This is a genomic window from Mycobacterium sp. AT1 (assembly GCF_002043095.1).
Taxonomy (GTDB): Bacteria; Actinomycetota; Actinomycetes; order Mycobacteriales; family Mycobacteriaceae; genus Mycobacterium.
Genome location: NZ_MVOC01000016.1, coordinates 29,445 through 51,516, shown reverse-complemented (window position 1 = coordinate 51,516; position 22,072 = coordinate 29,445). Strand labels below are relative to the sequence as shown.

The following is a 22,072-nucleotide window of genomic DNA, read 5'->3' as shown; positions in this document are numbered from 1 at the left end:
ACATGCTAAGCGCCGGTCAGCGCTGCTCGGACAGCCAGGCGTCGGTGACGGCTACGACGTCGACGATCCCGTTGGCAAGTTGGCCGGCGACGAACGTGGCGATCGTGCCACCGATCAGTGGCACGTTGACCTTCACCGTGGCGGTTCCGGTGAGGTGGGTGCCCGGTCCGTCGGGTGTCAGCTCCACCGCGCCGCGTCCGGACAACGGTGTCCGCGGGGCGTCGACGGTGATGTCGCCGCGGACCGTGCCACCGTCGACCGGATACCACTGTTCGCGCTGCACGATCTCGAGGGAGGCCAGGCGCAATCGCCGAATGGGATCAGGGAGCTGGTCGCCGCCGAAGCGCATCGTCATGGCGACACGGGTACGCCCAGAGGCGTCGGTGCTCAAGGAGTCCAGCGTCGGGGATCCGCCCTCGAACGCACCGAGGCGGGCAGCCCAGTACTCCGGGTCCTCAAACGCACACTTGATGCGCTGTAGCGGGTGCGGAGACTCCGCGGTCAGTGGCAACGAACGCTGCACGCTGAAATTCCGAGCTCAGCGTTGCGCGCGGGGCGGCAACCGATCAGATGAACGGGATGCCCGGCGTCAGATCCGGCATCTTGAGCTTTGGTGCCGACGGGAGTTTGGGGCTGGGCAGAGAAATGTTGGGGAGCTTCGGCTGCAAGTTCAGGCTGAAGTCGGGGACGAGGCCCAGCCCAACGCTCGGGAGCACCACGTCGGGCAGGTTCACCGTGCCCAGCGACGGGATTCCGCCAGACAGCCCGCCCAAGCTGCCGCCACCGCCGCCGCCGAGCGAGGGTGGGGCCGGCAACGCCGCCAGCTGCTTGCTGATACCGGCAACCAAGTCGACGCACTGGTGGTTCTCTTCGTCGACGATGGTGCCGTCAGGGCAATTCAGACCCTTGGCCGGTGCGGGGCACGCCTCGTCGCCGGCGGCGCATTCGTCAGCATTGCTGATCGCAGGAACGACCACGGTCCCGTAGAGCAGGGGGCCCATGGCGAGAGCCGAGCCGGACGCGAGGGTCACGAGAACCCGCTTCAATCGGACGGTCATGTAATTCCTTGACTGAAATAGACGCAATGAACGAATTCGGATTGAGTGTAGACAATTGTTTGGCCGCTGCCCACTGCTGAGCGAATTCCGGCAAACGGAATGATTGCGCAAAACTCTCGTGGGCTGGTCAGGTGCGAGCCTCGACTCGTCGTACGTCGGGGTCGCGCCCTAGCATCGCCTTCATGGAGGGGCGTTGGGTCCTGCACTTCGACATGGATGCGTTCTTCGCCTCGGTCGAGCAGTTGACGCGACCGACCCTGCGTGGCCGCCCCGTCCTGGTCGGCGGGCTCGGCGGCAGGGGCGTCGTCGCGGGGGCCAGCTACGAGTCCCGCGTCTTCGGTGCCAAGTCCGCGATGCCGATGCATCAGGCCCGCCGAATGGTCGGGCCGGCGGCAGTGGTGTTACCACCGCGCGGCGTGGTCTACGGGGTGGCCAGCGGCAAGGTCCTCGACACCGTCCGCGCCATGGTCCCGATCCTCGAACAGTTGTCGTTCGACGAGGCGTTCGGCGAGCCGACCGAGCTGGTGGGCGCCGACGCCGCCGACGTCCACCGATTCTGCGAGGAACTGCGGGCCCGCGTGCGCGCCGAGACGGGTCTGGTCGCCTCCGTCGGCGCCGGCTCCGGCAAGCAGCTCGCAAAGATCGCGTCCGGGCTGGCCAAGCCCGACGGCATCCGCGTCGTCCGGCGCGACGAGGAACGCGTCCTGCTTGCGGGGCTTCCGGTCCGCCGGTTGTGGGGGATCGGGCCCGTTGCCGAGGAACGGCTGCACCGCCTCGGCATCGACACCGTCGGCGCCTTGGCGGCACTGAGCGCCTCCGAGGTGGCCGACGTCCTCGGTGGCACCGTCGGACCTGCCCTGCACCTGCTGGCGAGGGGCGTCGACGACCGACCGGTGGCAGAACGCTTGGGAGCCAAGCAAATCAGTGCGGAGTCGACCTTCGCGGTTGATCTGAACACGTTGGCGCAACTGCGTGAGGCGACGGGCCCGATCGGCGAGCACGCCCACGAACGCCTGGTGCGCGACGGTCGGGGTGCGCGCACCGTCACCGTCAAGCTCAAGAAGTCCGACATGAGCACGCTGACGCGCTCCGCGACCCTGCCGTACGCCACCGCCGATTCGGCGACGTTGATCGGCACCGCGCGCAGGCTGCTGCTCGACCCGGTGGAGATCGGTCCCGTGCGGCTACTCGGGGTGGGGTTCTCGGGGCTGTCCGACGTCCTGCAGGAATCGTTGTTCCCCGACCTCGACCAGACCCTCGAGGCGTCTGACAGTCACCTCGCCGGACCGGTCCCCGTCGCTCCCGACGAGCCCGTGACGGCGTGGCGCATCGGCGACGACGTCACGCACTCCACGTATGGACACGGCTGGGTGCAGGGCGCCGGGCATGGCGTGATGACGGTGCGCTTCGAGACCCGCGCCACCGGGCCTGGACAGGCCCACACGCTGCCCCACGGCAGCCCCGACGTCACGCGGGCCAACCCGGTGGACAGCCTCGACTGGCCGGAGTACGTCGCCGCGATGGTCCAGTCCGACTGACCTGGACGCCGCTACCGCACGCTCGCCGGTCGAACGTCTGGCACGTCACCCCACCTGGCGAAGACGTCGCCGACCGGTTCGCGTGCGGCCAGCGCGGCCATCAGGAGCACGCGGGACTGGGGCGGCGGCAGCGTCGACGCGACGACGGCGCCCGCCTCGACCAGCAACCGGCCCGGTCCGTACCCGACGGTCACGCGCGCTCCTGGAACCCTGGTGGAGATGACGACCGCGACGCCAGCCGCGCAGGCCCGCCGCACCCCGTCGATCACCGCGGCGCCGGCGTTTCCCGACCCGAGCGATTCGAGCACGACGCCCTTGGCGCCTGCGGCCACACACGCGTCGACTGCCACCGCGTCGCCGCCCGCGTAGGTGGCGACGACGTCGACTCGAGGCGCCCGGCTTGCTGACAACTCGCCGATCGACGCCCGTCGCCTGGCGCGCGGGGCCACGTCGACTCCGACGAAGCCGGCACCGGTCTTGGTGAGCCCCAACGGTTGCCAGATCGTCCCGGCCAGCGTCACGACGACGCCGATGCCCCTGGCGTGCGCGTTGCCGGCCAGTGTCACGGCGTCGTGCAGGTTGGCCGGCCCGTCGGCGTCCACGGCGTCGGCACTTCGCATGGCGCCGGTCAGCACCACGGGCATGTCGCCGTCGTAGGTCAGCTCCAGCCAGAGTGCGGTTTCCTCCATCGTGTCGGTGCCGTGGGTGATCACCACGCCGTCGGCACCGCCCTGGGCCGCAGAGGCCACCGCCGCGCTCATCCGATCCCAGTCGGACGGCATCAGCTGGGAGCTGTCCAACGCCATCAGGTCGACGACCTCGACGTCGACGTCGGTCCGCAGTCCCGCCGTCAGGTCGTCACCGGTCTGGGTGGGGCGCGCAACGCCGTCGGCGCCGGTGCTGGTGGCGATGGTGCCGCCGGTGGTGATCACGACGACCCGGCTCATCCGGTGACGACCCACGGGCCCGCTTGGTTCATGCGGCGATTGTTCCCCATGGAACCTTTGGGATGATGGGCGCGTGACTGACGAATCAACGGGATCGACGGAGTCCGCGACCGCGGGCGACGAAACCGACCCACCGCCGCAGCGGCGTCGACTGCGCCTGCTGCTCTCGGTCGCGGCGGTCGTGTTGCTCGTCGACGTGGTGACGAAGGTGTTGGCGGTGAAATTGCTGACGCCGCAGCAGCCGGTGTCCATCATCGGCGACACGGTCACCTGGACGCTGGTGCGCAACTCCGGCGCCGCGTTCTCGATGGGAACCAGCTACACCTGGGTGCTGACGCTGGTGGCGATCGGTGTGGTCATCGGCATCATCTGGATGGGCCGCCGGCTGGTGTCGCCGTGGTGGGCGCTGGGCCTCGGGATGATTCTCGGCGGTGCGCTCGGGAACCTGGTCGACCGGTTCTTCCGGTCTCCTGGCCCGCTGCGCGGTCACGTCGTGGACTTCCTGTCGATCGGATGGTGGCCGGTGTTCAACGTCGCGGACCCCGCGGTGGTGGGTGGCGCGATCCTCTTGGTGGCGCTGTCGTTGTTCGGCTTCGACTTCGACACCGAGGGGAGGCGCCAGCCCGAGGCGCCTGAGAAGACCACCGCCGGTCAGGCTGCCGAAGCCGATACCGAGCGGGACTGATGACGACCCGGTCCATGCCGGTACCGGAGGGTCTGGCGGGGATGCGAGTCGACGCCGGACTGGCGCGGCTTCTTGGCCTGTCGAGAACGGCGGCGGCGACGCTGGCCGAAGACGGCGGCGTCGACCTCGACGGAGCCTCGGTCGGCAAGTCCGACCGCCTCGTCGCGGGCGCCTGGCTCGAGGTGCGTCTCCCGGAACCCGCTGCGCCACTGGACAATCCGCCGGTCGACATCGAGGGCATGGACATTCTCTACGCCGACGACGACATCGTCGCGGTCGACAAACCGGCTGGGGTTGCCGCGCACGCGTCGGTCGGGTGGACGGGCCCTACGGTGTTGGGCGGGCTGGCCGCGGCGGGCTTCCGGATCACGACCTCGGGTGTTCCGGAGCGCAAGGGCATCGTGCAGCGTCTCGACGTCGGGACCTCGGGGGTGATGGTGGTGGCGATCTCCGAGCACGCGTACACGGTGTTGAAGCGCGCGTTCAAGGAGCGGACCGTCGAGAAGCGATACAGCGCACTGGTCCAAGGGCATCCCGATCCGTCCAGCGGAACCATCGACGCTCCCATCGGCAGGCATCGGAGCAACGACTGGAAGTTCGCGGTCAGCGAGGGCGGCAGGAACAGCGTCACCCACTACGACACGGTGGAGGCGTTCGCGGCCGCAAGTCTGCTCGACGTGCACTTGGAGACCGGCCGCACTCACCAGATCCGGGTCCACTTCTCGGCGCTGCACCATCCGTGCTGCGGCGACATGACCTACGGCGCCGACCCGACCCTGGCGAAGCGACTCGGCTTGGAACGCCAGTGGTTGCACGCCAGGCAGCTGGCGTTCGCCCATCCCGCCGACGGCCGCCGCGTCGAGATCACCAGCCCGTATCCGGCCGACCTGCAACACGCCCTCGACGTACTGCGGCACCACGACTCGTGACCGATCCGCCGGCCGATGAATCGCGCCGGCGCAGCGGCTTGATCGCGGGCGTCGGCGCCTACACCTGGTGGGGACTGTGCCCTGGCTTCTTTCCGTTGCTGCTGCCTGCCGGTTCACTCGAGGTGCTGGCACACCGGATCGTGTGGAGCGCGGTGTGCCTGTGCGTGGTCCTCGCGGTGGCCCGCCGGTTCGGTGACCTGCGCCGCCTCAGCGGTCGCACCTGGCTGCTGCTGCTGGTGGCGTCGGCGTTGATCTCGGTCAACTGGGGGATCTACATCTGGGCCGCGACGAACGGCCACGTCGTCGACGCCGCCCTCGGGTACTTCGTGGCCCCCCTTGTCACGGTGGCACTGGGCGTGCTGGTGTTTCGCGAGCGCGTCGGGCGGTGGCAACTCGTCGCCCTCGGACTGGCCGTCGTCGCGGTGGTGGTGTTGACCACGGAGGTGGGGGAGCCGCCGTACGTCGCGGTTGGGCTTGCCACCTCGTTCGGGCTGTACGGCCTGGTGAAGAAGGTGGTGGTGGCCGACCCGCGGGTCAGCGTCGCCGTCGAGACCTTGCTCGCGTTGCCGTTGGCGGGCGGTTACCTCGTCGCGTTGCAATTCATGGGCCAGGGCCACTTCGTCGGGTACGGAGCGGGCCACGCCGTGCTGTTGCTGCTGGCCGGTCCGGTGACCGCGGTGCCGCTGCTGCTCTTCGCGGCCGGAGCGCAACGCCTGCCGATGGTGACGATGGGGCTGTTGTTCTATTTGAATCCGGCGCTGCAGATGGCGTGGGGTGTCCTCGTCGCCCACGAACCGATGCCGGTGGGTCGGTGGATCGGGTTCGGGTTGATTTGGATCGCGCTCGCGGTGCTGACCGCGGGATCACTGCGCCGAAAGAAGCCGACGATTACGACGGCGGGGTTGCCTGGCGAACCCTCTTGATCCAGACGCTCAGCGTCAGCGTGCCGCCCACGCCGCGAAAAGTTTGCCAAATGTGGACAGTTGACCAGGTGGCAGCAATGCAATACGGTTTGCCCACATGGCGCAGGGTGACGATCGGCCGGTCGTAGCCACCCGTCGGCGCGGACGCCCCGTCAACTCGGACTCGGTGGAGACCCGCAACAGAATTCTTCGGGCGGCCAGGCAGGTCGTCAACGAGCGCGGATACCAGGCGGCCACATTCCAGGCCATTGCGGTGGCCGCCGGACTGAGCCGTCCGACGCTGCACTACTACTTCGCCTCCCGCGAGGAGATCTACCAGAGCCTGGTGGTCGAGGCCGGAGCGGTCGTCGCCGAGCTGATCGACACCGCGCAGCGGCCAGCCACCCTGGCCGCCCAGTTCGCGGCCCTCGTCGAGGCCGTCCGCCAGGCCGACAGCCGCGACCGTTCTCAGGTCGCGTTCATCGTCAGCGCCCGCTTGGAGTGCACCAGGAATCCGGAACTGCGCGCCTATGCGAGCACCTGGCTACACGACTGCCTGGTGACGCTGGTCACTGCCGCCCGGGCCCGCGGGGAACTGTCCGAGGGCACTGAGGTCGCGCCGGTGGCCGACATGCTGCAGGCGCTGGTGTTGGGTGTCGTCTTCTACGCGGGTTTCGTCGACGACGCCGAGAACATGTCCCTCATCACGGCTCAACTGGACCGGATGGTGTCGCGCGGACTGTGCCCCAAGGGCCAAAATTGGCCGACTCGCGGCGACACGATGGCCGACACGCCGAGCGCCGTCGGAGGGCAGCAATAGACTGGCCGCCCTATGAGCAAGTCGTTCGTGCACCTGCACAATCACACCGAATATTCGATGCTCGACGGTGCCGCGAAGGTCAAGCCCATGTTCGCCGAGGCGAAGCGGCTCGAGATGCCCGCGATGGGCATGACCGACCACGGAAACATGTTCGGCGCCAGCGAGTTCTACAACGCGGCAACGGATGCCGGCATCAAGCCGATCATCGGGGTCGAGGCCTACATCGCCCCGGCGTCGCGATTCGACACCAAGCGCGTGCTGTGGGGTGATCCCAGCCAAAAGTCCGACGACGTCTCCGGTAGTGGCGCGTACACGCACATGACCATGGTTGCGGAGAACGCCACTGGCCTGCGCAACCTGTTCAAGCTGTCATCGCTGGCCTCGTTCGAGGGCCAGCTCGGCAAGTGGTCGCGGATGGATGCCGAGATCATCGCCGAACACGCCGAGGGAATCATCGCCACCACGGGCTGCCCGTCGGGTGAGGTGCAGACCCGGTTGCGGCTGGGCCACGTCGACGAAGCCGTCGCCGCCGCGGCGAAGTGGCGCGAGATATTCGGCCCCGAGAACTTCTTCCTCGAGCTGATGGACCACGGCCTCGACATCGAGCGTCGGGTCCGCGAGGGTCTGCTCGAGGTGGGGCGCAAGCTCAACATTCCGCCGCTGGCCACCAACGACTGCCACTACGTCACCCAAGACGCCTCCCGCAACCATGAAGCGCTGCTGTGCATACAGACCGGCAAGACGCTGTCGGATCCGACGCGCTTCAAGTTCGACGGTGACGGCTACTACCTCAAGTCCGCCGCGGAGATGCGCGCCCTGTGGGACGACCAGGTTCCCGGGGCGTGCGACTCGACGCTGCTGATCGCCGAGCGGGTCATGCCCTACGACGACGTCTGGGCGCCCAAGGACCGGATGCCGATCTTCCCGGTCCCCGAGGGACACGACCAGGCGTCGTGGTTGACGCACGAGGTCACCGCCGGACTGGTGCGCCGATTCAAGGGCGCGCCCGTCCCGCAGGAGTACACCGACCGGGCCATGTTCGAGATCAAGGTCATCTGCGACAAGGGCTTCCCGTCGTACTTCCTGATCGTCGCCGACCTGATCAACTACGCGAAGTCCGTCGACATCCGGGTCGGCCCCGGTCGCGGTTCGGCGGCCGGATCGCTGGTCGCCTACGCCATGGGCATCACCAACATCGACCCGATCCCGCACGGCCTGCTGTTCGAGCGGTTCCTCAACCCCGAGCGTCCGTCGGCACCCGACATCGACATCGACTTCGACGACCGCCGCCGCGGCGAGATGCTGCGCTATGCGGCCAACAGGTGGGGCAGCGACCGGGTGGCCCAGGTCATCACGTTCGGCACCATCAAGACCAAGGCGGCGCTGAAGGATTCGGCGCGTGTCAACTACGGCCAGCCGGGCTTCGCCATCGCCGACCGGATCACCAAGGCCCTGCCGCCGCCGATCATGGCAAAGGACATCCCGCTCTCGGGCATCACCGACCCGGCCCACGAGCGGTACAAGGAAGCCGCCGAGGTTCGGGCTCTGCTCGACACCGATCCGGACGTGCGGGCGATCTACGAGACGGCCCGTGGCCTCGAGGGCCTGGTCCGCAACGCAGGCGTCCACGCGTGCGCGGTGATCATGAGCTCCGAGCCGCTGATCGACGCGATCCCGCTGTGGCGGCGGCCGCAGGACGGCGCGGTGATCAGCGGCTGGGACTACCCGTCGTGCGAGGCCATCGGCCTGCTGAAGATGGACTTCCTCGGCCTGCGCAACTTGACGATCATCGGTGACTGCATCGACAACATCAAGGCCAACCGCGGGATGGACCTCGATCTCGAAGCACTCGAACTCGACGATCCGAAGGCCTATGAGCTGTTGGGTCGCGGTGACACGCTTGGCGTCTTCCAGCTCGACGGTGGCCCGATGCGAGACCTGTTGCGCCGCATGCAGCCCACCGAGTTCAACGACATCGTCGCGGTGCTCGCGCTGTACCGCCCCGGTCCGATGGGCATGAACGCCCACAACGACTACGCCGACCGCAAGAACGGCCGTCAGGCGATCAAGCCGATCCACCCGGAGCTGGAGGAACCCCTCAAGGAAATCCTCTCCGAGACCTACGGTCTGATCGTCTACCAAGAGCAGATCATGTTCATCGCCCAGAAGGTCGCCGGCTACTCGATGGGCAAGGCCGACGCGCTGCGCAAGGCCATGGGCAAGAAGAAGCTCGAGGTGCTCGAGGCGGAGTACAAGGGCTTCCGCGAGGGCATGACGGCCAACGGTTTCTCCGAGGCCGCGGTGAAGGCGTTGTGGGACACCATCCTTCCGTTCGCCGGGTACGCGTTCAACAAGTCGCACGCCGCAGGCTACGGCCTGGTGTCGTACTGGACGGCGTACCTCAAGGCCAACTTCGAAGCCGAGTACATGGCCGGCCTGTTGACCTCGGTCGGTGACGACAAGGACAAGGCCGCGGTCTACCTGGCCGACTGCCGCAGGCTTGGCATCACCGTGCTGCCACCGGACGTCAACGAGTCGGTGGTCAACTTCGCGTCGGTGGGAACCGACATTCGGTTCGGCCTCGGCGCGGTCCGCAACGTCGGCGCGAACGTCGTGGCGTCCCTGATCAACACGCGCAACGAGAAGGGCAAGTACACCGACTTCTCCGATTACCTGAACAAGATCGACGTCACCGCCTGCAACAAGAAGGTGACGGAATCGCTGGTCAAGGCGGGTGCCTTCGACTCGCTCGGACATCCCCGCAAGGGTCTGTTCCTGATCCACACCGACGCCGTCGACTCGGTGCTCGGCACCAAGAAGGCCGAGGCGATGGGCCAGTTCGACTTGTTTGGTGGCGGCGACGCCGCGGACTCCGGGGCCTCGGTGTTCGCCATCAAGGTGCCCGATGAGGAGTGGGAGGACAAGCACAAGCTGGCGCTCGAGCGAGAGATGCTCGGGTTGTACGTGTCCGGCCACCCCCTCAACGGCGTCGCCCATCTTCTGTCGGCGCAGGTCGACACGCACATCCCGGCGATCCTCAACGGTGACGTCGCCAACGATTCGCAGGTCCGCGTCGGCGGCATCCTGGCGTCGGTGAACCGTCGGGTCAACAAGAACGGGATGCCTTGGGCGTCAGCGCAGTTGGAGGACCTCACCGGCGGCATCGAGGTGATGTTCTTCCCGCACACGTATTCGACGTTCGGGGCCGACATCGCCGACGACACCGTGGTGATCGTCAGCGGCAAGGTGAACTCCCGTGACGACCGGCTGTCGCTGATCGCCAACGACCTGGTGGTCCCGGACTTCACCAGCGCTCAGGCCGACCGCCCGGTGGCGGTCAGCCTGCCGACCCGGCAGTGCACGGTCGAGAAGGTGGGCGCCCTCAAGCAGGTGTTGGCCAATCACCCCGGCACGTCGCAGGTGCGGTTGCGGTTGATCAGCGGCGACCGCATCACCACGCTCGAACTGGATCAGGCACTGCGGGTGACACCGTCGTCGGCGTTGATGGGTGACCTCAAGGCACTGTTGGGACCGGGCTGCCTCGGCGGCTAACCCAACACGTTCACGGCGCGGGCGATGACGAGTGCGATGGTCGTCGTCGACACCAGTGCCTGCACGGTCATCAAGGCCTTGGCCCAGCGCGCCAGGGGCATCGTGTCGGTGGGGGAGAACGCCACCACGTTGGTGAAGCTGACGTAGAGGTAGTCGACGAACGTGGGGCGCCAATCCGGTTTCGCCTTGCTCGGATCCGTCATCTGGGGGAACAGGAAGTCGGGATACGGCTTCTCGCCGGAACGCCGCGCGAACGGACCGCCACGGTCCAGTTCCCAAAACCAGATGCCGAACGCGATGACGTTGGTGACGAAGATCGCCGCGCCCCCGCCGAGCAGGACGGCCGCGTTGTTGCTGACCTCGCGGCTGAGGATCCGCTTGGCCAGGACGACGGCCGACGCCGTGTTGTCGACGGTGATCGCGCCGGTCAGGATCAGGCTGGCCCATCGGCCGATCGTGGTGGGCCGCGAGATGCGCACCGGGTTGACGACCAGCATCACCAACAGCAGAAGCAGTTCCATCCCGATCAGCGGCCAGCGGGGCAACACGGTGTACTGCAACGGAATCGCGTGTTGGATCACGATCACCGACAGGATCGCGATCAGCACCGGCCAGCGGTTCTCGGGGTCGCCGGGACGAAGCCACGACGGGACGCGGTGCTCGGCGCCGGAGGCGAGACGTTCGGCTCGGCTGACGAAGGCCGCGACTTCCTTGGGCGGCTCGTAGGCATCTTGCTCGTCGGGACCCATCAGGACAGTGTCTCCGTCACCATGGAGGAATGACCGACGACACGACCAACACGTCTCGACACGTCAGCCAGTGGGTCGACGCGGGTTCCGACGAGGTCTACGCCTACGCCGCCGACCCCGACAACCTCCCGCGCTGGGCGGCGGGCCTGGCCGATCCGAAGCTGGCGGGCGTCGAGGTGCAGTTCGCCGAGCGCAACGAGTTCGGGGTGCTGGATCACGTGGTGACGTTGCCGTCCGGGGAGCGCTTCTTCAACCCGATGCGGGTGATCCCGGCGGGGATCGGCGAGCGGGGATGCGAGGTGGTGTTCTCGTTGCGTCGGCTGGCGGGTGTCACCGACGCGGAGTTCGACGCCGACGCGACCGCGGTGGCGGCCGACCTGGCGACGCTACGTGCACTGGTCGAGCGAGCGGGCTAGGCGTCCGACGAGCGGAAGAGGGCTTGGCCGACCCAGATGGCAACCGCGGCGGCGGCGCCGCTCAGGACGGCGGGAGCGGCGCTCGCCGTCAGCACGCCGACCGCGAGGAACACCAGGGCACCGACCGCGAGGGCCAGCACTTTGTACGCAGGCCACGGCACACCGGCAATGCGAACTTCCGTAGGCGTGGTCATTCCTCCACGATAGCTCGTAACTTAGATTTCGGGTAGCCGAAACCTTGATTCGGGCGTGTCGGTGTTCAAACCCGTTTTCGCTGCCCGGCGGGCTAGTGGCACCATTGATCGGTGTCCGCCGAACTGAGTCAGACTTCTCGCCGTCCCGCGCCGCTCGGCGCCTCGGACATCGACGAGGCCGCTGACCGAATTTCGGCGCTCATCAGTCTCACCCCGCTGCAATTCAGCGACCGGCTGTCCGCGATCACGGGCCTGCAGGTGTACCTCAAGCGCGAGGATCTGCAGGCAGTCCGCAGCTACAAGCTGCGCGGTGCCTTCAACTTGCTGATGCAGTTGACCCCCGCCGAGCTTGCGGCCGGCGTGGTCTGCGCGTCCGCAGGCAACCACGCCCAAGGCTTCGCGCTCGCCTGCCGGTCGATGGGCGTCCACGGTCGGGTGTACGTGCCCGCCAAGACGCCGAAGCAGAAGCGCGACCGCATCCGGTATCACGGCGGCGAGTTCATCGAGCTGATCGTCGGCGGCGCCACGTTCGACATCGCCCTCGCCGCGGCGCTCGCCGACGTCGAGCGGACTGGGGCCACCATCGTTCCTCCGTATGACGACCTCCGCACCATGGCGGGCCAGGGCACGATCGCCGTCGAAATCCTTCAACAGCTCGAGGCGGAACCCGACCTCGTCATCGTTCCGGTCGGTGGCGGCGGGTGCATCGGCGGAATCACCACCTATCTCGCCGAGCGCACCGCCAAGACCTCGGTGCTCGGAGTGGAGCCGGCGGGCGCCGCGGCGATGGTCGCGGCCCTGGCCACCGGTGAGCCCGTGACCCTGGAGCACGTCGACCAGTTCGTCGACGGCGCCGCGGTCGCCCGCGCCGGTGCGCTGCCTTACGCAGTGCTCTCCGCCGCAGGCGACATGGTGTCGATCACCGCCGTCGACGAGGGTGCCGTCTGTACCGCGATGCTCGACCTGTACCAAAACGAGGGCATCATCGCCGAGCCCGCGGGCGCCCTGTCGGTGGCGGCGCTGATGGAGGCCTGCACCGAGGGCACCGTCGAACCGGGTTCGACGGTGGTGTGCCTGATCTCCGGCGGCAACAACGACGTGTCCCGGTACAACGAGGTGCTCGAGCGATCCCTGGTGCACCTCGGGCTCAAGCACTACTTCCTGGTGGACTTCCCGCAGGAGCCCGGCGCGCTGCGCCGCTTCCTCGACGAAGTGCTCGGCCCCGGCGACGACGTGACGCTGTTCGAATACGTCAAGCGCAACAACCGCGAGACCGGTGCAGCCCTCGTCGGCGTCGAACTCAGTTCGGCGGCGGACTTCGACGGTCTGATGGAGCGGATGCGCCGGTCCGACATGCACGTCGAGGCGCTGGAACCCGGGTCGCCGGCGTACCGCTACCTGACCTGACGGGCCGGCTGCACCGCGACGAGGCGTTCGTCGTTGGCCATGAAGACGGGCTCGATGGGCACGCCGAACTCGGCCGCGGCGCGGGTCAGCAGTGTCGACCACTGCTTGTCGTCGGCCGTTGGGCCGCCGCGTCCGGGGCGGGTCAGCAAGAAGGCGACCGCGAGCTGATCCTCGGCCACGATGCCGTGCAGTGCCGTCATCAGGTCCCGCACCAGCCCGGGGCTTGCCCTCTTGGCGACCGGAACTTCGCTGAGCGCCTTGATGATTCGCCGGTCTGGCCCGACGAAGACGAAGCGTAGGAGCCGTTCGCCGAAGCCCAGCGGCTCCACGAGGGCTCGCCAGCGCTGCCGAAGGTCTGCTGGCGAGCCGATGGGATCGGTGGCCGTCTCGACGGGCGGGGTCGGGAGGAACTCGTAAATCGTCATTCCCGCATGGTCGACGATTCCCGGCGACGGTGACGAAGTCATCCACAGCCGCCGACGCTGTGGACTACTGCTTGACGGTCCGCAGGATCGTGAACGACTGTCCCGGCAGCTCGGTCCCGTCTCCGACGGTCGGGTCGGCCGAGGTCAACACGACCTCACCGGCGACGGGCACGGTGGCCGTCTCCTCGCCCAGATTGCACACGAGGGTGAGCGCGCCTCGGTGCAGCGCGATCCACCGCTGCTCTTCGTCGTAGTCGACGCTCATGTGGTCCAGCCATGGGTCGGCGAGGTCGGGCTCGTCGTGGCGCAGGGCGATCAGTGCCCGGTACAGCTCGAGGAGTCGCGCGTGGTCACCGGAGTCGAGCTCGTCCCACTTCAGCTTGGACCGTGAGAACGTCTCGGTGTCCTGCGGATCGGGGATCTCGTCGGCATCCCACCCGTGCGCGGCGAACTCCGCCTTGCGGCCCTCCGCGGTGGCCCGCGCCAACTCCGGCTCGGGGTGCGAGGTGAAGAACTGGAACGGGCTCGACGACGCCCACTCCTCGCCCATGAACAGCATCGCGGTGTAGGGCGAGGCCAGGACGAGGGCGGCCTTGACGGCGAGCTGTCCGAACGTCAGGTTCTGCGACGGCCGGTCACCGACCGCGCGGTTGCCCACCTGGTCGTGGTCGGAGGTGTAGGCCAGCAGCCGGGTGGCGGGGATGGTCGCGGTGTCCAGCGGGCGGCCGTGGCGCCGGTGCCGGAACGACGAGTACGTGCCTGCGTGGAAGTAGCCGTGCTTCAGGGTGTTCGCCAGCGACTCCAGGGAGCCGAAGTCGGAGTAGTACCCCTGCCGCTCGCCCGAGACCGCGGTGTGGATGGCGTGGTGGATGTCGTCGTCCCACTGCGCCGTCATGCCGTACCCGCCGCGGTCGCGCGGGGTGATGAGCCGTGGGTCGTTGAGGTCGCTCTCGGCGATCAACGACAGCGGGCGCCCCAATTGCTCGGCGAGGGAATCGGTTTCGGTCGACAATTCCTCGAGAATGTGAATCGCAGTGTGGTCGGCCAACGCGTGCACCGCGTCGAGCCGCAGACCGTCGGCGTGGAAGTCCCTCATCCAGCGCAGGGCGCAGTCGAGAATGTAGCGGCGCACCTCGTCCGCGCCGGCCTCGCAGACGTTGACGCCCTGACCCCAGCCGGTGTTCGCTTCGGTCAGGTAGGGCCCGTACTTGGGGAGGTAGTTGCCGGACGGCCCAAGGTGGTTGAAGACCGCGTCGACCAGGATGCCGAGACCGCGGGCGTGGCAGGCGTCGACGAGTCGCACCAAACCGTCTGGGCCACCGTAACTTTCCTGGACGCTATACCACAGCACGCCGTCGTAACCCCAGCCGCGCGTGCCGCTGAAGGAATTCACGGGCATGAGCTCGACGAAGTCCACGCCGAGGTCGACGAGGTAGTCCAGCTTCTCGATGGTCGAGTCGAAGGTGCCGTCGGGGGTGAACGTGCCGACGTGCAGTTCGTAGATGACGGCACCCTCGACGGACTTGCCCGACCAACCGGAGTCGGTCCACGCCACCGTCGTCGGGTTCCACAGCTGGGACCGCTCGTGCACGCCGTCGGGCTGCCGTGGGGATCTCGGGTCCGGCAAGACGGTCTCGTCGTCGTCGAGGACGAAGCCGTACCTGGCGTCGACGTGCGCGTCGACCGTCGCGCGCCACCACCCGTCCTCGGAGCGCGTCATCGGGTGCAGGGTGCCGTCGACGTCGAGGCGGACCAGTTCGGGCAATGGTGCCCAAACCGCGAATTCGTGATCAGGCACGGGTGCGCTCCAACAGTGTCGCGGGGAGGTCGGTGAACAGTTCGGTCGCGCTGGCTCGACCGCTGAAGGAGCGGCCGGTGAGGCGGTCGACCCAGTGACCGTCGGGTAGCGGCAACGACGTGTCGCCCCAACCGGTTTCGGCCAGGCCGACGGTCCACCGCTGGACGGCGACGAGCACGTCGTCACCGCGGAGGAAGGAGATCAGGTGCTGCGCGGCCGCACCCTCGGCGAGCACCGGCTGGTAGCCCCCGGACAGGTAGGACACCGGGCGGTCGGCGCGCGAATGCAGGGCGGCGGTGACGATGCGGAGCTTCTGGTCACTCGCCTCGACCAACGCCTGGCGGCGTGCCGCGTAGTCCACCGCGCGCCGGTTGTCTGGGTCGACGAGGCTGTCGTCCCACAGCTCGGTGCCCTGATACACGTCGGGGATGCCGGGCACGGTCAGCGACAGCAGCTTCTGGACTTGCGAGTCGCTTTGGGCGTGGGCGTCCAATCGCGCGACCAGACTGGCCATCTCGACGCCAACGGGGCCGTCGACCACCTGGTCCAGCCAGGTGTGCACGGCGGTCTCGAACGCTTCGTTCGGCTCGTTCCAGGTGGTGTGCAGCGCCGCCTCCCTGATCGCCTTCTCCGCATAGGCATGCAGTCGGGATCTCAGGTCGTCGGTCACCGGGCCGTCCACCGGCCACGTGCCGAACGCGATCTGCAGCAGGAAGCGTCCGGTGTCGGAGTCCGGCGGGGGAGCGGCGAGCACCCACTTGGCGACCAGTTCGGTCCACAGTGAATCCACTTGCGACAGCACGCCGATGCGGGCGCGGACGTCCTCGCTGCGCTTGGTGTCGTGGGTCGACAGCGTCACCATCGCCGACGGCCAATACAGGGCCCGCAGTGCGGTCGCGTGGTGGAATTCCGCCGCGCTGACGCCGAACCGCTCGGGTTCGCCGCCGACTTCGTTGAGGGAGATCAGCCGGGCGTCACGATAGAAGAGGCAGTCCTCGACCGACTTCGCGGTGACGGCACCGCACAGCTGCTGAATCCTGGTGGCCGGCTCCAGGTGCTCGAGCGCCGCGGCGACCAGCATCAGCGGTTCGCCCAAAGTCGGTTCGGCGGCGGCGGTTTCGGCAAGGGCGGTCGGCATGACCGCCGTCAGCCCGCGGTAGTCGGACCGGTAGACGCCGACGTGGGAGAGCAACGCGGCGACTGCCTCGGGAATCCGGGGGTGGTCGGCGCCGACCGCGGCGACGATCGCGCGGTGCACCCGCGCCAGTTCGCTGGCCAGGGTGCCGGTGGCGGTGTCGACCTTGAGCCCGCGGATCACCGGCTCCAAGGGTTCGGCGTCGGGGGCGCCGGACGGGTCGACGAGCAGTCCGCCGATCTCGCGCAGCGCGTCGTAGCCGGTGGTACCCGCTACCGGCAGCGTCGGCTCGAGCGCTTCGTCGGGGGCCAGGATCTTCTCTATGACGATCCAGGCATCGGGGCCGGTGAGTTCCCGCAGCCATTCGAGATAGCCTGCGGGGTCGGACAACCCGTCGGGATGGTCGATGCGCAGACCGTCGACTAGGCCTTCGGTGAACCACCGCTTGACCTCGACGTGGGTGGCGTCGAAGACCGCCTTGTCTTCCTGCCGCAGCGCGGCCAGGGAGGTGATGGAGAAGAACCGCCGGTAGCCGCAGACGTTGTGCTTCCAGCCGATCAGCTTGTAGTGCTGGCGCTCGTACACCTCGGCCGGCGCGCCATCGCCGGTGCCAGGGGCGACGGGCCAGGTCCGGTCGCCGAGCCGCAGTACGTCGCCGTCCACGGCGAGGCCGTCGAGGTCGCCGTCGTCGCCCAGCACCGGAAGGACGATCTTGCCTGCCGGGTCCAACGTCCAGTCGACGTCGAAGTACGAGGCGTACGCGGAGTCACGGCCGTTGGTGAGCATGTCCCACCACCAGGCGTTTTGGGTGGGGTCGTCGACGCCGACGTGGTTGGGCACGATGTCCACGACGAGGCCCATCCCGCGGGCGTGCACCGCCTCCGACAGCTTCGCCAGTCCCTCGGCGCCGCCAAGTTCCTCGGAGACCGTCGTGGGGTCGGTGACGTCGTAGCCATGGGTGGATCCCACGCTGGGGGTCAGGATCGGTGACAGGTAGAGGTGTGAAACCCCAAGGTCCTGAAGGTAATCCAGCTGCTGGAGGGCGTCGGCGAAGGTGAACGCCTCGCCGCTGGCGGCTCCGCGCATCTGCAGGCGGTAGGTGGAGAGAAGGGTCATGGTGGTCACGCCGTCTTTCGTAGCGCGATGATGGACCTGGCCGCGACGGTGAAGGTTTCGCCGGCCTTCACCACGAGGTCGCTGCTCCCGGTCGGTGTCGCCGAATCCACTTCCGCGGTCCACTCGGCGGCGTAGTCGCCTTCTGCGGCGACGAATTCCACGGGATCTTCGTGCGCGTTGAAGCACAGCAGGAAGGAGTCGTCGACCACCCGCTCTCCGCGGGCGTTGGGCGCGGGTATCGCGTCGCCGTTGAGGAAGACCGCCACGCACTGGAAGCCGGAGTTCCAGTCCTGCGGCGTCATGGGTACGCCGCCCGCGGTCAACCAGGCAATGTCGCGGATCTCTTCGTCACCGCTGCGAATCAGCTTGCCGTCGAAGAACCGTCGGCGCCGAAACACAGGGTGGTTCTTGCGCAGGGTGGTCACGGTGCGCGCGAAGGTCATCAGGTCGGCGTTGGTCTCGCACAACGACCAGTCCATCCAGGCGATCTCGGAGTCCTGGCAGTACACGTTGTTGTTGCCGCGCTGCGTGCGCCCGATCTCGTCGCCGTGACTGATCATCGGAGTGCCCTGGCTGACCATCAGCGTGGCGAGGACGTTGCGCATCTGCTTGCCGCGCAATTCCAGAATCGCCGGGTCGTCGGTGGGGCCTTCGACGCCGCAGTTCCACGACCGGTTGTGGCTCTCGCCGTCGCGGTTGTCCTCGCCGTTGGCTTCGTTGTGCTTCTCGTCGTACGACACCAGGTCCGCCAGCGTGAAGCCGTCGTGAGCGGTGACGAAGTTGATGCTCGCGCTCGGGCGCCGGCCGGTGGCCTCGTAGAGGTCCGACGAGCCGGTGAGTCGCGAGGCGAATTCGTTGAGGGTTGCGGGTTCTCCCCGCCAATAGTCACGCACAGTGTCGCGGTATTGCCCGTTCCACTCCGTCCACAAACCAGGGAAGTTCCCGACCTGGTATCCGCCCTCGCCGATGTCCCACGGTTCGGCGATGAGCTTGACCTGACTGATGACCGGATCCTGCTGCACCAGGTCGAAGAACGCCGAAAGGCGGTCGACGTCGTAGAACTCCCTGGCCAGGGTGGATGCCAGGTCGAACCGGAAGCCGTCGACGTGCATGTCGATCACCCAGTACCGCAGCGAGTCCATGATGAGTTGCAGCGAGTGGGGGTGGCGGACGTTGAGGCTGTTGCCCGTGCCGGTGAAGTCCTTGTAGTGCTTGAGGTCACCGTCGAGCAGCCGGTAGTAGCCGGCGTTGTCGATGCCCCGGAAGTTGATCGTCGGTCCCAGGTGGTTGCCCTCGGCGGTGTGGTTGTAGACCACGTCGAGGATCACCTCGATGCCCGCCGCGTGGAAGGACCGCACCATGTTCTTGAATTCGGCGACGGCTCCGCCGGCGGTCTGGTTGGACGCGTACTGGTGGTGCGGCGCGAAGAATCCAAAGGTGTTGTAGCCCCAGTAGTTTCGCAGGCCGAGCTCGATCAACCGGTGGTCGTGCATGAACTGGTGTACCGGCATCAGTTCGATTGCCGTCACGTTTAGCGACTTGAGGTGTTCGATGATCACGGGGTGGCTCAGCCCCGCGTAGGTGCCGCGCTGATCCTCCGGGATTCCCGGGTGGGTCTGGGTCATCCCCTTCACGTGCGCCTCGTAGATCACCGTTTCGTGGTACGGGGTGCCGGGTGAGCGATCCGACCCCCAGTTGAAGAACGGGTTGATGACGACGCTGGTCATGGTGTGGCCCAGCGAGTCGACCCGCGGCGGGGTCCCGCCGATGGCGAGGTCGTCGGCTTCCAGGTCGTAGGAGAACAACGCCTGGGTGAAGTCGAAGTCGCCGTGGAAGGACTTGCCGTACGGGTCGAGGAGCAGCTTCGAGGAGTCGCAGCGTTGCCCGGCAGCGGGATCCCACGGACCGTGCACGCGGAAGCCGTACCGCTGGCCGGGGGTGACGGCGGGCAGGTAGGCGTGCCATACGTAGCCGTCGACCTCGTCGAGGTTGATTCGCTCCTCGCTACCGTCCTTGCCGATCAGGCACAGCTCGACCTTCTCGGCGACTTCGGAGAACAGCGAGAAGTTGGTGCCCGCACCGTCATAGGTTGCGCCGAGGGGGTACGCGGCACCCGGCCACACTGCGGAGACCACCGGTCACCACCAGCCGGTGGCGATGGCGATCTGACGTCCCAGTTCTGCGGTCATGGTGCGCATGTACGTGGCGGAGATGTGATGAGAATCGTGGTATATCAACACGTTTCCCTCCACCGCTCGGCAGTAGTCCTGGCGACACACCGCATTGCTCATGTCGAGCGGCTTGAGCATAGGGAACCGCGCGAGGTAGTCGAGAGTGGGGTTGTGGTCGGACAGTACCTCGGAGCGTTTGATGCCGCAGGAGATGGCGTCGCCGCCGTCGGCCAGACAGTCGGCGGGGAAGAACGGCTTGCCGTCCTTGACCAGCCACGGGGTGTCTCGCATCGCCAGGATGGGAATGCGGGCGTCGGAGAGTTCCTGCCAGATGCCGAGGTAGAAGCTCGGCATGACGTCGCCGTCCTTGATGTTCCACGGCCGGGTCGACGTGGTGAAGACGTAGTCGGGGTGGTCGGAGATCAGCTTTGGCATCACCTTCTCGTTCCACTCGCGACAGTTCGGGTAGGCCCGGTTGTCACCCATCACGAGTGGGTTCTCCTCGGTGGTCAACGGGCAGCCCATCTTGAGGTAGGTCACGACCTTGAAGTGATGCATGCGGCCCAGCAGGTCCAACGCGGTGATCCAGTGCTCGGCGTGTGACCCGCCCGCGACGGCGATGGTCCTCGTCGCGGATTGGTCGCCGTAAGTGCAGTTGATGACGTCGATGTTGGCGAAGTCACTGATGCAGCCCTGCGTGGTGGAGATCGGCAGGTCGTCCTTGGCTTCGAGGACGGTGGGCCGCATCGGCAACTTCGGCACCCTGGCGTTGTTGATCAGCGCCCGCGCACCCGGGTAGTCCCGCGACGAGAGTCCCGACAACTCCTTGCCGTTGGCGCGCTGGATGGTCATGTGCTCGCGCCAGGTGAACGACGTGGCGGTCAACGCGACGCCGAGCAGCGTGACGATCGAACCGAGCACGATCGTGGGGCGCCTCAGCCTGGTGCGCAGCGGAATGACGGTGACCTGCTTCGGTTGGGTGGCGGTGGCCGCCCCCCGCAGTCGCAGAGGCTCTTCGACGTACTTCGTCGTCAGCCAGGCCAGCACGCCCGAGACCAGCAGGACGATCGCGCCGTCGAGGAAGTCGGCGCGGGTGTCGCCCGAATAGGCCAGCCAGAAGATCAGCAGCGGCCAGTGCCACAGGTACAGGGAGTAGGCCATCGAGCCGAGCGAGACCAACGGCTTGGTCGCGAGCAGCCGGCTGACGGCGGGCAACCGACCGCCGACCGATGAGAGGTGCGGGTCGGCCATCCGGTTGGCGCCGCTGAGGATGAACAGGATGGTCGCGCCGACGGGCACCAGCGCCCACGGCCCAGGGAACTCCTTGACGCCGTCGATCAGCGCGCCGCACGACAGGATTGCCGCCAGCGCGACGACGGCGATCGTCGAGCGCAGCCACATCGGCCACTTCACGTACGGCACCAGCGCCCCGACCAGTGCGCCCAGCAGCAGTTCCCAACCTCTGGCGAAGCTGTCGTAGTACGCCCTGGACTGATCGGCGTCGTGCGCGATGACCGCGTAGACGAACGACGCGATCGTCAGCGCGGCGAGTACGACGATGAGCGCAGTCCTGGTGTGGGAGCGCAGGACTCGGCGGAAGGCGACGGCGAAGCCGAACACCAGCGCAAGGAACGCGATGTAGAACTGGCCCTGGACCGACATCGACCAGATGTGCTGAAGCGGGCTGACGGCCTCGCCCGCGCGCAGGTAGTTCGACGCCGTGTTGGCCAGCTCCCAGTTCTGGTAGTAGCCGAGGCTGGCGAGGCTTTGATCGGCGAAGGTCTCCCAGCGCGTCTCCGGCTGGATGAGGATCGTCAGCACGGCCGAGGCGGCGAGGACCACCACCAGTGCGGGCAGCAGGCGACGGATCAGCCGTTTGACCTCGGGGACGGGCGACAGCGACGAGCCGGGGGTCAGCGCGGTGCGCAGCAGGCGACCGCCGAAGAAGAACCCGGACAGCGCCAGGAACACGTCGACGCCGCCCGAGACCCTGCCGAACCAGATGTGGAAGACCGCGACGAGCGCGATCGCGACGCCCCGCAGCCCGTCGAGGTCGTGCCGGTAGAAGCCGGACGCCCTGCTGCCCATGACGGCGCGCTGGGCTGAGCCGGATTCGGTGTCAGGCGCCGCCCGGGCTGGAGAGAGGGTCAACATGGTCGTCGGACAATCTACCCAACGCGCGGCGATACGGCCGTTTTGTCAGGACCGCTCGTCCTGGGGGATGGTGGTT

Annotated in this window: 18 protein-coding genes; 8 read left to right on the top strand and 10 right to left on the bottom strand. The window is 67.6% G+C overall.

Annotated features, from left to right (window positions below; genetic code table 11):
• Positions 1-16 precede the first annotated feature (16 nt).
• A complete protein-coding gene (locus B1790_RS08835; protein ID WP_079922844.1) occupies positions 17-523 on the bottom strand; it encodes a DUF2505 domain-containing protein in 507 nt (168 codons plus the stop codon).
• A 43-nt stretch (positions 524-566) separates the two neighbouring features.
• A complete protein-coding gene (locus B1790_RS08830; protein WP_079922843.1) occupies positions 567-1,058 on the bottom strand; it encodes a hypothetical protein in 492 nt (163 codons plus the stop codon).
• Positions 1,059-1,240: 182 nt separating this feature from the next.
• Here B1790_RS08830 and B1790_RS08825 point away from each other — a divergent pair, with 182 nt between their 5' ends.
• Positions 1,241-2,596, top strand: coding sequence for a DNA polymerase IV (locus B1790_RS08825; protein WP_079922842.1), 1,356 nt, complete (start codon positions 1,241-1,243; stop codon positions 2,594-2,596).
• A gap of 11 nt (positions 2,597-2,607) precedes the next feature.
• Here B1790_RS08825 and B1790_RS08820 read toward each other — a convergent pair whose 3' ends face one another.
• Entirely contained in the window at positions 2,608-3,543 is a 936-nt protein-coding gene (locus B1790_RS08820; protein ID WP_079922841.1) for an asparaginase, read from the bottom strand.
• 73 nt (positions 3,544-3,616) lie between these two features.
• On the opposite strand from B1790_RS08820, the gene lspA reads away from it, so the two are divergent.
• From lspA to dnaE, 5 genes are all read left to right on the top strand, one after another.
• Positions 3,617-4,228 carry a signal peptidase II gene (gene lspA / locus B1790_RS08815; RefSeq protein WP_079922840.1) on the top strand — a complete coding sequence of 204 codons (612 nt, stop codon included), beginning with the start codon at positions 3,617-3,619 and terminating at the stop codon, positions 4,226-4,228.
• Entirely contained in the window at positions 4,228-5,157 is a 930-nt protein-coding gene (locus B1790_RS08810; protein WP_079922839.1) for an RluA family pseudouridine synthase, read from the top strand. The genes lspA and B1790_RS08810 overlap by 1 nt, the downstream gene beginning before the upstream one ends.
• Positions 5,158-5,195: 38 nt before the next feature.
• The gene (gene rarD, locus B1790_RS08805; protein ID WP_079922912.1) at positions 5,196-6,080 is read left to right on the top strand and encodes an EamA family transporter RarD; all 885 of its coding nucleotides are present in this window, start codon (positions 5,196-5,198) and stop codon (positions 6,078-6,080) included.
• Positions 6,081-6,177: 97 nt separating this feature from the next.
• On the top strand, positions 6,178-6,879 hold the full coding sequence (locus tag B1790_RS08800; protein WP_079922838.1) for a TetR/AcrR family transcriptional regulator: 702 nt from the start codon (positions 6,178-6,180) through the stop codon (positions 6,877-6,879).
• 12 nt (positions 6,880-6,891) lie between these two features.
• Entirely contained in the window at positions 6,892-10,431 is a 3,540-nt protein-coding gene (dnaE, locus tag B1790_RS08795) for a DNA polymerase III subunit alpha (protein ID WP_079922837.1), read from the top strand.
• On the opposite strand, the gene B1790_RS08790 is transcribed toward dnaE, so the two are convergent.
• Positions 10,428-11,180 (bottom strand): hypothetical protein, encoded by a 753-nt coding sequence (locus tag B1790_RS08790; RefSeq protein ID WP_079922836.1) that lies wholly within the window; start codon positions 11,178-11,180, stop codon positions 10,428-10,430. The genes dnaE and B1790_RS08790 overlap by 4 nt on opposite strands.
• Before the next feature lie 29 nt (positions 11,181-11,209).
• Between B1790_RS08790 and B1790_RS08785 the strand changes: the two genes are divergently transcribed.
• Positions 11,210-11,596 (top strand): polyketide cyclase, encoded by a 387-nt coding sequence (locus B1790_RS08785; protein WP_079922835.1) that lies wholly within the window; start codon positions 11,210-11,212, stop codon positions 11,594-11,596.
• On the opposite strand, the gene B1790_RS08780 is transcribed toward B1790_RS08785, so the two are convergent.
• On the bottom strand, positions 11,593-11,790 hold the full coding sequence (locus B1790_RS08780; RefSeq protein ID WP_079922834.1) for a hypothetical protein: 198 nt from the start codon (positions 11,788-11,790) through the stop codon (positions 11,593-11,595). The genes B1790_RS08785 and B1790_RS08780 overlap by 4 nt on opposite strands.
• Before the next feature lie 111 nt (positions 11,791-11,901).
• Between B1790_RS08780 and ilvA the strand changes: the two genes are divergently transcribed.
• The gene (ilvA, locus tag B1790_RS08775; RefSeq protein ID WP_079922833.1) at positions 11,902-13,197 is read left to right on the top strand and encodes a threonine ammonia-lyase IlvA; all 1,296 of its coding nucleotides are present in this window, start codon (positions 11,902-11,904) and stop codon (positions 13,195-13,197) included.
• On the opposite strand, the gene B1790_RS08770 is transcribed toward ilvA, so the two are convergent.
• From B1790_RS08770 to B1790_RS08750, 5 genes are all read right to left on the bottom strand, one after another.
• A complete protein-coding gene (locus tag B1790_RS08770; protein ID WP_079922832.1) occupies positions 13,185-13,622 on the bottom strand; it encodes a hypothetical protein in 438 nt (145 codons plus the stop codon). The two genes, ilvA and B1790_RS08770, sit on opposite strands and share 13 nt — an antisense overlap.
• A gap of 64 nt (positions 13,623-13,686) precedes the next feature.
• The gene (gene treZ, locus B1790_RS08765) at positions 13,687-15,420 is read right to left on the bottom strand and encodes a malto-oligosyltrehalose trehalohydrolase (protein ID WP_079922831.1); all 1,734 of its coding nucleotides are present in this window, start codon (positions 15,418-15,420) and stop codon (positions 13,687-13,689) included.
• Complete coding sequence (gene treY, locus B1790_RS08760) at positions 15,413-17,671, bottom strand: malto-oligosyltrehalose synthase (protein WP_079922911.1); 2,259 nt, start codon at positions 17,669-17,671, stop codon at positions 15,413-15,415. The genes treZ and treY overlap by 8 nt, the downstream gene beginning before the upstream one ends.
• A gap of 5 nt (positions 17,672-17,676) precedes the next feature.
• Positions 17,677-19,806: a glycogen debranching protein GlgX gene (glgX, locus tag B1790_RS08755; RefSeq protein ID WP_079922830.1), complete on the bottom strand. Its 2,130-nt coding sequence runs from the start codon at positions 19,804-19,806 to the stop codon at positions 17,677-17,679.
• A gap of 3 nt (positions 19,807-19,809) precedes the next feature.
• Positions 19,810-21,996: an acyltransferase family protein gene (locus B1790_RS08750; protein ID WP_079922829.1), complete on the bottom strand. Its 2,187-nt coding sequence runs from the start codon at positions 21,994-21,996 to the stop codon at positions 19,810-19,812.
• Positions 21,997-22,072 lie beyond the last annotated feature (76 nt).

Excerpts from the sequence above, each read along its gene's own strand:
- B1790_RS08830 (WP_079922843.1), bottom strand. The coding sequence starts at position 1,058 with ATGACCGTCCGATTGAAGCGGGTTCTCGTGACCCTCGCGTCCGGCTCG.
- B1790_RS08825 (WP_079922842.1), top strand. The coding sequence starts at position 1,241 with ATGGAGGGGCGTTGGGTCCTGCACTTCGACATGGATGCGTTCTTCGCC.
- B1790_RS08820 (WP_079922841.1), bottom strand. The coding sequence starts at position 3,543 with ATGAGCCGGGTCGTCGTGATCACCACCGGCGGCACCATCGCCACCAGC.
- B1790_RS08810 (WP_079922839.1), top strand. The coding sequence starts at position 4,228 with ATGACGACCCGGTCCATGCCGGTACCGGAGGGTCTGGCGGGGATGCGA.
- B1790_RS08800 (WP_079922838.1), top strand. The coding sequence starts at position 6,178 with ATGGCGCAGGGTGACGATCGGCCGGTCGTAGCCACCCGTCGGCGCGGA.
- dnaE (WP_079922837.1), top strand. The coding sequence starts at position 6,892 with ATGAGCAAGTCGTTCGTGCACCTGCACAATCACACCGAATATTCGATG.
- B1790_RS08790 (WP_079922836.1), bottom strand. The coding sequence starts at position 11,180 with ATGGGTCCCGACGAGCAAGATGCCTACGAGCCGCCCAAGGAAGTCGCG.
- B1790_RS08785 (WP_079922835.1), top strand. The coding sequence starts at position 11,210 with ATGACCGACGACACGACCAACACGTCTCGACACGTCAGCCAGTGGGTC.
- B1790_RS08780 (WP_079922834.1), bottom strand. The coding sequence starts at position 11,790 with ATGACCACGCCTACGGAAGTTCGCATTGCCGGTGTGCCGTGGCCTGCG.
- B1790_RS08770 (WP_079922832.1), bottom strand. The coding sequence starts at position 13,622 with ATGACGATTTACGAGTTCCTCCCGACCCCGCCCGTCGAGACGGCCACC.
- treY (WP_079922911.1), bottom strand. The coding sequence starts at position 17,671 with ATGACCCTTCTCTCCACCTACCGCCTGCAGATGCGCGGAGCCGCCAGC.
- B1790_RS08750 (WP_079922829.1), bottom strand. The coding sequence starts at position 21,996 with ATGTTGACCCTCTCTCCAGCCCGGGCGGCGCCTGACACCGAATCCGGC.